This is a genomic window from Mycolicibacterium iranicum (assembly GCF_002101705.1).
Lineage (GTDB): Bacteria > Actinomycetota > Actinomycetes > Mycobacteriales > Mycobacteriaceae > Mycobacterium > Mycobacterium iranicum.
Genome location: NZ_LQPC01000010.1, coordinates 41630 through 50942 on the forward strand (window position 1 = coordinate 41630; position 9313 = coordinate 50942).

The 9313-nt window shown below is 66.1% G+C and carries 11 protein-coding genes and 1 tRNA gene; 8 read left to right on the plus strand and 4 right to left on the minus strand.

The window, feature by feature from the left end; all coding sequences use genetic code 11:
* Positions 1 to 20 precede the first annotated feature (20 nt).
* The gene (locus AWC12_RS02035; RefSeq protein ID WP_024447995.1) at positions 21 to 518 is read left to right on the plus strand and encodes a MogA/MoaB family molybdenum cofactor biosynthesis protein; all 498 of its coding nucleotides are present in this window, start codon (positions 21 to 23) and stop codon (positions 516 to 518) included.
* 709 nt (positions 519 to 1227) lie between these two features.
* Positions 1228 to 1872, plus strand: a complete 645-nt coding sequence (locus tag AWC12_RS02040) for a porin MspA (RefSeq protein WP_085171988.1) — start codon at positions 1228 to 1230, stop codon at positions 1870 to 1872.
* Positions 1873 to 1955: 83 nt separating this feature from the next.
* Here the strand turns inward: AWC12_RS02040 and mscL are convergent, their stop codons facing one another.
* Entirely contained in the window at positions 1956 to 2387 is a 432-nt protein-coding gene (mscL, locus tag AWC12_RS02045; RefSeq protein ID WP_024448100.1) for a large-conductance mechanosensitive channel protein MscL, read from the minus strand.
* Positions 2388 to 2694: 307 nt separating this feature from the next.
* On the opposite strand from mscL, the gene AWC12_RS02050 reads away from it, so the two are divergent.
* Positions 2695 to 3060, plus strand: a complete 366-nt coding sequence (locus AWC12_RS02050; RefSeq protein ID WP_085171990.1) for a hypothetical protein — start codon at positions 2695 to 2697, stop codon at positions 3058 to 3060.
* Positions 3061 to 3121: 61 nt separating this feature from the next.
* On the opposite strand, the gene AWC12_RS02055 is transcribed toward AWC12_RS02050, so the two are convergent.
* From AWC12_RS02055 to AWC12_RS02065, 3 genes are all read right to left on the minus strand, one after another.
* Complete coding sequence (locus AWC12_RS02055; RefSeq protein WP_085171992.1) at positions 3122 to 3775, minus strand: SAF domain-containing protein; 654 nt, start codon at positions 3773 to 3775, stop codon at positions 3122 to 3124.
* A 64-nt stretch (positions 3776 to 3839) separates the two neighbouring features.
* Positions 3840 to 4193, minus strand: a complete 354-nt coding sequence (locus AWC12_RS02060) for an FmdB family zinc ribbon protein (RefSeq protein WP_085171994.1) — start codon at positions 4191 to 4193, stop codon at positions 3840 to 3842.
* Between the two features lie 87 nt (positions 4194 to 4280).
* Positions 4281 to 4862, minus strand: coding sequence for a 5-formyltetrahydrofolate cyclo-ligase (locus tag AWC12_RS02065; RefSeq protein WP_085171997.1), 582 nt, complete (start codon positions 4860 to 4862; stop codon positions 4281 to 4283).
* Positions 4863 to 4927: 65 nt separating this feature from the next.
* Here AWC12_RS02065 and AWC12_RS02070 point away from each other — a divergent pair, with 65 nt between their 5' ends.
* From AWC12_RS02070 to AWC12_RS02090, 5 genes are all read left to right on the plus strand, one after another.
* A complete protein-coding gene (locus AWC12_RS02070) occupies positions 4928 to 5899 on the plus strand; it encodes a UTP--glucose-1-phosphate uridylyltransferase (RefSeq protein ID WP_085171999.1) in 972 nt (323 codons plus the stop codon).
* A gap of 62 nt (positions 5900 to 5961) precedes the next feature.
* Positions 5962 to 7242 carry a molybdotransferase-like divisome protein Glp gene (gene glp, locus AWC12_RS02075; RefSeq protein WP_085172001.1) on the plus strand — a complete coding sequence of 427 codons (1281 nt, stop codon included), beginning with the start codon at positions 5962 to 5964 and terminating at the stop codon, positions 7240 to 7242.
* Positions 7243 to 7263: 21 nt separating this feature from the next.
* On the plus strand, positions 7264 to 7917 hold the full coding sequence (locus AWC12_RS02080; protein ID WP_085172004.1) for a GNAT family N-acetyltransferase: 654 nt from the start codon (positions 7264 to 7266) through the stop codon (positions 7915 to 7917).
* 153 nt (positions 7918 to 8070) lie between these two features.
* Positions 8071 to 9108, plus strand: a complete 1038-nt coding sequence (sepX, locus tag AWC12_RS02085; protein WP_085172006.1) for a divisome protein SepX/GlpR — start codon at positions 8071 to 8073, stop codon at positions 9106 to 9108.
* A 53-nt stretch (positions 9109 to 9161) separates the two neighbouring features.
* Positions 9162 to 9234, plus strand: a tRNA-Ala gene (locus tag AWC12_RS02090).
* Positions 9235 to 9313: the final 79 nt, after the last annotated feature.

The following is a 9313-nucleotide window of genomic DNA, read 5'->3' on the forward strand; positions in this document are numbered from 1 at the left end:
CGAGATATACGGTTGAGCTCATGGAGCAGCCCCACGCCTTGGTAGGTCGTGCCTTGGTAGTTGTTGTCGATGACCGCACCGCTCACGGAGACGAAGAGGATCACAGCGGTCCGCTGGTCGCCGAACTGCTCGGCGAGGCCGGTTTCGTCGTGGACGGGGTCGTCGTGGTCTCGTCGGACGAGGTGGAGATACGCAACGCACTCAACACCGCCGTCATCGGCGGCGTCGACCTCGTGGTATCCGTCGGAGGAACCGGCGTCACGCCGCGCGACGTGACCCCTGAGGCGACCCGCGATCTGCTCGACCGAGAGCTGTTGGGTATCGCCGAGGCGCTGCGGGCCTCCGGCCTGTCGGCGGGGACGATCGACGCCGGCGTCTCGCGTGGTCTCGCAGGCATCTCGGGAAGCACGCTGGTGGTCAACCTGGCGGGCTCGCGCGCGGCGGTCCGCGACGGCATGGCCACCCTCGGACCGCTGGCGGGTCAGATCATCGCGCAGCTATCCAGTTTGGAGATCTAATCGCCCGCTTTTCTGTGGGACTAGTCCAGAATCCGCCGGTACGGGCATGTTTGTACCGAGCGGATTCTGGCATTTATGAAGCCGAACAGGACCGCAAAGTTAAGACCAGGTGAACAAACCTATGCGTCAAATAGTGATGTTAATCACAGGGAGATGAGACCGTGGCCGGACCTTCTCGCGAGTCCCGCGAGCTAGTTAACAGAGTCTTTGGGGACTCGCTTCCTGACGTCACGCGCGACGAACGCGAACCCGTTTCATCGGACGGCCATGACGACCACGACCGGTGGCTGCAGGACAACGTCCCGCCCCACCACGATTGACCTGTGATTTCGCTTAAGCGTCCATAAGCACCCGCTGGTAACGGATTCGCTCCGATTGACGAATACGTCGATGCGGGGTCACGAACTGCGGCGCATGAAAACGACTCCCCGTCGCCGCGCGGAAGGGGTCCGGGACACCCGGGGAAATCTCCAGCAAATGACGCGAGGCTTTGCGTCCCGATTAACACCACCGGGGCCTCGCGTTGCCGGTCAGATGCCTCCCCGTTATGTTCCTCGTGTCAACGATGAGCGAATCGTAAGAACAAGATGTGGGGTTTTTAATTCTTCTCACATGGAAGTCTTGCGAGGTGTGTGGTGTAGCGGTAAAGCCAGGCACGGACACATCGGAGCCCCGCCCGGGGCATCCGTAACGCTGAGCTAGGGAGATCATGAAGGCAATCACTCGGGTGCTGATCGCGATGGTGGCGTCCATCGCGGCATTGTTCGTGAGCACTGGCACCTCTCACGCGGGATTGGACAATGAGCTGAGTGTCGTGGACGGCCAGGGCCGCACTCTGACGGTTCAGCAGTGGGACACGTTCCTCAACGGCGTCTTCCCCCTCGACCGCAACCGTCTGACCCGTGAGTGGTTCCACTCCGGCAAGGCGACCTACATCGTCGCCGGCGAAGGCGCCGACGACTTCGAGGGCACCCTCGAGCTCGGCTACCAGGTCGGCTTCCCGTGGTCGCTCGGCGTGGGCATCAACTTCAGCTACACCACCCCGAACATCGCGTTCGACGGCTACGGCGTCCCCGGCATCGACCCCGACTTCGGTCTCGGCGACAGCATCGTGACCCCGCCGCTGTTCCCCGGCGTGTCGATCTCGGCTGACCTCGGTAACGGCCCCGGCATCCAGGAAGTGGCGACCTTCTCGGTCGACGTCGCCGGCCCGGGTGGCTCGGTCGTCGTGTCCAACGCTCACGGCACCGTGACCGGCGCTGCCGGCGGCGTGCTGCTGCGTCCGTTCGCTCGGCTGATCTCCTCGACGGGCGACAGCGTCAGCACCTACGGCGCCCCGTGGAACATGAACTGACACAAGGCTTTATCTGGTTCCACCTGGTTTGAAAGAATCAGCCCCCGGCTTCGGCCGGGGGCTGATTTCGTGATCAGAGGGTGTCACTTCTCGGTGGTCGGTGTGTCCTTCTCGGTGTGGTCTGCGGTGACGGTGTTGGCCGATTGCGCCTGTAGGAGATCGCGGATCTCGGTCAGCAGCGTCAGCTCGGTCTCTTCCGAGACCACCTTGGCGTCGCGCTCTTTGAGCTTCTTGAACGGAACCACGATGACGAAGTAGATCACCGCGGCGACGATCAGGAAATTGATGGCCGCGGACAGCACCGCGTTCAGGTCCACGAATTGATCGGCACCCAGCGGGATCTTGAGGATTCCGTACTCGGCGTCTGGGCCCGCACCGATGCGATCGACCAGCGGCTGCACCACATTCTGGGTGAATGCGGTGACCAGGCCGGTGAACGCGGCGCCGACCACGACCGCGACAGCGAGGTCGATGACGTTGCCTCGCGAGATGAATTCCTTGAAACCCTTCAGCATGGCGATGACCCTTTCTTCTTCGTGGTTCTCTCAGTGCAACGAACTTAGTGCCTGCTGCTGTAAAGCGGGCCGACTGTGAGGATTCTGTGAGGCGCGGCAACCCGAATTCCCGTCGGTGCCCTGCACGTCAAAAGCCAAGCGGGTAAAAGGCTTTCGGCCTTCTGATAGCTGGGTCCAGTCGGGCCCTACCACACGAATAAGAATCTTTGATTGGGTGCGCGCTTGGAGGTTCCGGCTGATACCCTGTGAAGGCCTGAAAACGTCAAGCAGGACACTTGTGTCCTCACTCTTAGTAAAGGGGAAGCTGATGGCTAAGCACGCCAAAGCGCCCGCTCGTAGTGCGAAGAAGCTGGGTGCCGTGGGCTTGGGCTCGTTCTTTATGGCAGCAGCTTTCTCCGGACTGAGCGCAGGAACCGCCAACGCCGAGGTCGAGGAGATCGCACCGGCTCCTCAGGTCACCAGCCGGCAGGCCTCGGAGAACTCGGTCATCCGCATCAACGACTTCGGTGTTGCCCGTGGCATCTCGGAGGCGCGCCTCGCCGACGCCGGGATCGTCCACGCCGGCGGCAGCAGCTCGACCGAGGTCCGCGACTCCGTCAAGGCGGTCGCCGGCACCACGGCCTCGGCATTCGAGGGTGAATACCCGGTCGGCCCCGCCATCGGCGACTGGTGATCTGACCTAGACCAAACGGAGCACCCCCGGGAAGTCCCGGGGGTGTTTTGTTGTCTGCAGCTCAGTGCAATGTCAGCGTGACGGCCTGAACCAGCGCGATCCCCGCGACGGTCTTCGCGGCGGTGGCAGGAAGCGCAACGAGCACCACCCGCTCGCCACCTCGGGCGCCCACCCCACTTTCCTTGGCGGACACCAGCACAACGACCCCGTTCGCCGCGACCAGGCGCGCCTCCGCGGCGTCGTCAGCCGGTGCCGCCACGATATCGACGACGTCGCCGGGCCTGACGAGGTCCATCAACGCGGCGTCCGCCAGGGGGATGGGAACGATGCGCGCATCGGGGCCTGCGGCCGATTCCGCGAGGCGCGGTCCGAGAAGGCGGACGTCGGTGAGCACTTCGCCGCGGCGAGCGGGTCCTGCCAGAGTGGCGCCGACGATGGCATCGACATCCCGGTGCGCCCCGTCGGGCACCGTGGGCAGCGATCGAGACTCCACGCGGACGTCGCCCGCGGTGAGCTCAACCCCAGGCGACAGATCGCGAACGGTCACGACGACCTCGGTGTGATCGTTGCGGGGATCGCCGCGCCATGCCGCGACGGCGGCCAATACCACCAAGGCGGCGGCGAGCGCCCGTCGCGCCGACGGCGTTCTCGACCAGTCGGGCCGCAACGCGCGGCTGAGTCGATCGAGCGGCGACGGGTCGAGCGATTCCCCCATGGGGCCACGCTAAGCAGCCCGGCGGGCTGCCGTCAGCCGGCAATCCGGAAGTTGTGGATAACGATCAGCTGGACGCAGCGGCGGCGGGAGCCGAGGAGCTACTCGATGAGCTCGATGAGCTCGAGGAGTCGGACGAACCGGACTTCGACGTCGACGAGCTCGTGCTCGACGAGGACGAATCCGATGACGAACTCGAGGACTCGGTGCTGCCGGAACTACCGGTGCTGGTCTTCTTTCCGGACTCGCGGCTGTCGGTGCGATAGAACCCGCTGCCCTTGAAGACCACGCCGACCTTGCCGAACACCTTCCGCAGCCGTCCGTCGCACTGCGGGCAGTCGGTCAGAGAGTCATCGGTGAACGCCTGCACCACGTCGAACTTGTTGCTGCATTCGGTGCACGCATAGGAATAGGTGGGCACGCAAACCTCCGAGGTGGTCAAACTGTTTAGCACTCTACCGGCTCAAGTGCTAGAACCGCCAGCGGGCGCGGCTCATTCCCCCCAGGGTCACACGAGTGGGACGAGCCCCCGGCGAGGGGTCAGCGCGTGCGTCATCCGGACGTCGTGGGCTTCCGACGGCAGGTGATCGACCAGTTCATCGTCGCGGACGACGGCGACGAGGAGCGCACCGGGTGCCGCCAGCGGCAACGTCCGATCGTAATACCCGGCACCGCGGCCCAAACGGGCACCGTGCCGGTCGACCGCGAGGGCTGGAACGAAGACGACGGCGGCGTTGGCCACTGCAACCGCGGGCAACCACGGTGGCGCGGGTTCGCGCAATCCGAACGGAGCGTCGATCAGCTGGCCCGGAATGTGGCGACCCCACTGCATTGGCAGGGGAGTGCCGTCGGCATCCTCGCGCGCGACGGGCAGCAAGACGGTGACCGTCCGTGCCACCAGCTTGTCGATCATCGTGACCGAGCCAGGTTCAGAACCGACCGGAATATAGGCGCACACCGTCGTCCCCGGCTCTACGAACGCCTCCAGATGCCGGGTCAAATCGGCCGTTTCGCGCTCGCGTGTTTGCCGACTCAATGACCGCCTGGCAGCGAGGATTCCGGCGCGTACCTCTGATTTGTTGGACGTCACCGAGTAGTCCTTTGAAGCTCGGGTATGGGGAGAACAACCGACGCAGAGAGGTTAGTGTGTGAACGATGAATCGGCCTGAAGTTCCCATTCCGTACACCGCGGTGGTCCCCGCAGCGGGACTGGGAACCCGTTTCCTGCCTGCCACCAAGACGGTGCCGAAGGAATTGCTTCCGGTCGTCGACACCCCGGGGATCGAGCTCGTCGCCGCCGAAGCCGCAGAGGCCGGCGCCGAACGGCTCATCATCATCACCTCCGAAGGCAAAGACGGCGTCGTCGCGCACTTCGTCGAGGACCTCGTCCTGGAAGGGACGCTGGAAGCCCGCGGCAAGAAGACGATGCTCGAAAAGGTCCGCCGGGCACCGGCATTGATCAAGGTCGAATCGGTCGTTCAGGCCGAACCGCTCGGCCTCGGACATGCCGTCGGCTGTGTCGAAGCGAGCCTGTCGCCCGACGAGGACGCGATCGCGGTGTTGCTGCCCGACGATCTGGTACTGCCGACCGGTGTGCTGGAGACGATGTCGAAGGTGCGCGCCAAGCGCGGCGGAACGGTGCTGTGCGCGATCGAGGTCGACCGAGAGGACATCGGCGCCTACGGCGTCTTCGATGTCGAGCCCGTGCCCGATGCGGCCAACCCGAACGTGCTGCGGGTCAAAGGCATGGTCGAGAAGCCGAAGCCGGAAGACGCGCCGTCGCTGTTCGCCGCGGCCGGCCGGTACGTCCTGGACCGGGCGATCTTCGACGCGTTGAGGCGGATCCCGAAGGGTGCGGGCGGTGAGTTGCAGCTCACCGACGCGATCGCTCTGCTGATTGAGGAGGGCCACCCGGTCCACGTCGTCGTCCATCGCGGTTCTCGACACGACCTGGGAAATCCCGGGGGCTACCTGAAGGCTGCGGTTGACTTTGCGTTGGAGCGGGACGATTACGGGCCCGAACTGCGCCGGTGGCTGGTCGAAAGGCTCGGGCTCGCTCCGACAGGGACGGCTGACGCCGTCCCGACAGGGTCGGCTGACGCCGTCCCGGCGGCGACCGAACACTAGCCACGGCTGCACTGCCGAGCGGGCCGGTCGACGCCAGCCGGTCAACGGAAGAAAGGCGAGCTGTGCGTTCGGTTGAAGAGCAGCAGGCTCGGGTGGCAGCAGCCGCGGTCGCGCCGCGGCCGGTGCGCGTGGCAATCGCCGAAGCCCAGGGCCTGATGTGCGCCGAGGAAGTAGTGACCGAGCGTCCGCTGCCCGGGTTCGATCAGGCGGCCATCGACGGCTATGCCGTACGCAGCATCGACGTCCTCGGAATCGGCGGTGCGGGCGACGGTGCCGACGAGGACGGCGATCGCGACCAGGGCAGACCGCAGGAGATCAGCCTGCCGGTGATGGGTCTGATCGAGGCGGGCAGCCGCACACCGAGTCGGCTGCAACCCCGTCAGGCCGCCCGGGTGCAGACCGGGGCGCCGATGCCCACCCTCGCCGATGCGGTGCTTCCGCTGCGATGGACCGATGGCGGCGACTCGCGCGTCCGGGTCCTGCGCGGCGTGCGGTCCGGCGCCTACGTCCGTCGCACGGGTGACGACGTGCAGCCCGGTGACGTCGCGGTACGGGCGGGAACCATCATCGGGGCTGCTCAGGTGGGTCTGCTGGCGGCTGTAGGACGCGAGCGAGTGCTCGTGCACCCCAGGCCGCGGGTGTCGGTGATGTGTGTGGGCGGTGAACTCGTCGACATCTCCCGCACTCCTGGCAACGGTCAGGTCTACGACGTCAACTCCTATGCGTTGGCGGCGGCCGGTCGCGATGCCGGTGCCGAGGTGAACCGAGTCGGCATCGTGCCGACCGACCCCAAACTGTTGCGTGAGGTGGTCGAGGGTCAGCTCAGCCGCTCCGAGGTCGTGGTCATCGCCGGTGCGGTCGGCGGTGCGGCGGCCGAAGGGGTGCGGGCGGTGCTGGCCCAGCTCGGTGACATGGAGGTCACCCGCATCGCCATGCATCCCGGGTCGGTGCAGGGATTCGGTCAGCTCGGGCCGGACCGTGTGCCCGTCTTCCTGCTGCCCGCCAATCCGGTGAGTGCGCTCGTAGTGTTCGAGGTGATGGTGCGGCCGTTGATCCGCCTCTCACTCGGCAAGCGGCAGGCGATGCGTCGAATGGTGCCTGCTCGCACGCTGTCGCCGATCAGCTCCGTCGCCGGCCGCAAGGGGTTTCTCCGCGGCCAGTTGATGCGTGATCAGGACACCGGCGAGTACCTCGTTCAAGCCCTCGGCGGCGCGCCGGGTGCGTCGTCGCATCTGCTCGCGACGCTGGCCGAGGCAAACTGCTTGGTCATCGTCCCCAGCGAGGCCGAGCAGATCCGTACCGGTGAGGTCGTCGACGTCGCGTTCCTTGCGCAGCGCGGCTGAGCGTCCCGATTGGCTGCTCTGATGAACCTGCTGAGTTCCCGGTCGCAGCATCCGGGGTGGCCGCAGCCGGTCGGGCCGCTAGTCGTGCCCGCAGGCACAGTCCGGCTACGCCCGATCCGACTCCGCGATGCCGCGCAATGGAGCAGGATCCGGCTCGCCGACCGTGCGCACCTGGAGCCGTGGGAACCCTCGACCGACATGAATTGGGAACTGCGCCATTCGGTTTCGGCGTGGCCCTCGGTGTGTTCGGGCCTGCGCTCGGAAGCTCGTAAGGGCCGGATGCTGCCCTACGCGATCGAACTCGACGGCCAATTCGCCGGACAGCTCACGATCGGGAACGTCACGCACGGCGCGCTGCGGTCCGCGTGGATCGGGTACTGGGTGGCCAGCGAATCGACAGGCGGCGGTGTCGCCACTGCCGCGCTGGCTCTCGGCCTCGACCATTGCTTCGGCCCGGTGATGCTGCACCGTGTCGAAGCAACAGTGCGTCCGGAGAATGGGGCGAGCAGGGCGGTGCTGGCAAAGGCCGGGTTCCGCGAAGAGGGCCTGCTGAAGCGCTACCTGGATGTCGACCGCGCGTGGCGGGACCACTTGCTGGTCGCGATCACGATCGAGGAACTGAACGGGTCGGTGGCCTCTGCGTTGGTTCGCGCGGGGCACGCCTCCTGGGCCTGACGGCTCGTTTGCCGGAGCCGGTGTGTTACTCATGTGACACGTGTGACGTTTGGTGCTTGTCTCCAGCGAATTACAGGTGTGTAATTGTCTCGGCGCGCCGCCCTTGGATGCGCTGGTCACAGACCTAGCCTGATGGGGAAAGGAGCAGGCGCCATGCCAAGCATCCCCCAATCTCTCCTCTGGATCTCGCTCGTCGTCCTCTGGCTCTTCGTTCTCGTCCCGATGCTGATCAGCAAGCGGGACGCGGTGCGTCGGACCAGCGATGTCGCGCTGGCCACCCGCGTGCTCAACAGCGGCGCGGGTGCGCGGTTGCGGCGACGTCGCGGGCCCGCCTCCGGTCATCGCAGTGATCCGGACTGGCAGTCGTCCGCCGAAGAAGCCGACCTCGATGACGAGGCAGCGCCGAGCCGTGCAGTCGTGATGGTCGCCGCCGAAGCCGACGGTGCCGACGGCGAGCCGGACTACCTGGACGTCGACGTGGTCGAGGACTCCGGAGCGCTTCCCGTGGCGGACATCGCGGAGCCGGTGGCGGCCGAAACCGACGAGCTCACTTTGGATTTCGACGGCGTCGCCGAGCGTGACGACGTACGCGACGAGCCGGTGACGGCTGCCGCCCAGGACGGGGAGCGCGACACCTCCGAAGACACCGGCGTCTACTCCGTCATCGACGACGAATACGAGTACGACGGCGACACCGACGACGAGAACTCCGACGAGCAGCCGTCGGAGCCCGAGACGCGAGTTGCGGACTCGCTCAGCGATGCTCGGCGCAGGCGCCGCGAGTCGACGACCGCTGCCGCGGTGTCGGCGCGCAAGTACCGTTTCCGTGCCCGCACGATCGCGGTGATGGCCGTGTTGATGCTGGCCAGCGCGGTCGCGGCATTCACCTGGTCGTCAACCATGTGGTACGCCACCGCCGCGACCGCCACGGTGACCCTGCTGTATCTGGCCTACCTGCGCAGGCAGACCCGGATCGAGGAGCAGCTGCGTAGGCGACGTGCGCAACGGATGGCCAGGTCGCGGCTCGGCGTCGAGAACACCAGTGATCGCGATTACGACGTGACCCCGGCGCGCCTGCGCCGACCGGGTGCGGCCGTGCTGGAGATCGACGACGAGGATCCGGCGTTCGAGCACCTCGACTACGTGCCCTTCTCGCGCCACTACGACCTTCCGCGGGCGGCGGGCCAGTAACCACCTCGCGATTTCTGGCCGTGCCAGCCGGCTGATAACCTGTACCGGCACTAGGGGCTATAGCGCAGTTGGTAGCGCGTCTCGTTCGCATCGAGAAGGTCAGGGGTTCGATTCCCCTTAGCTCCACTCTGTGATGAGTCGGGTGATGGGTTACACCTGAGTCGCGTCATCGGTTACAGATTCCCCGGCCATCGGCCGGGGTTTT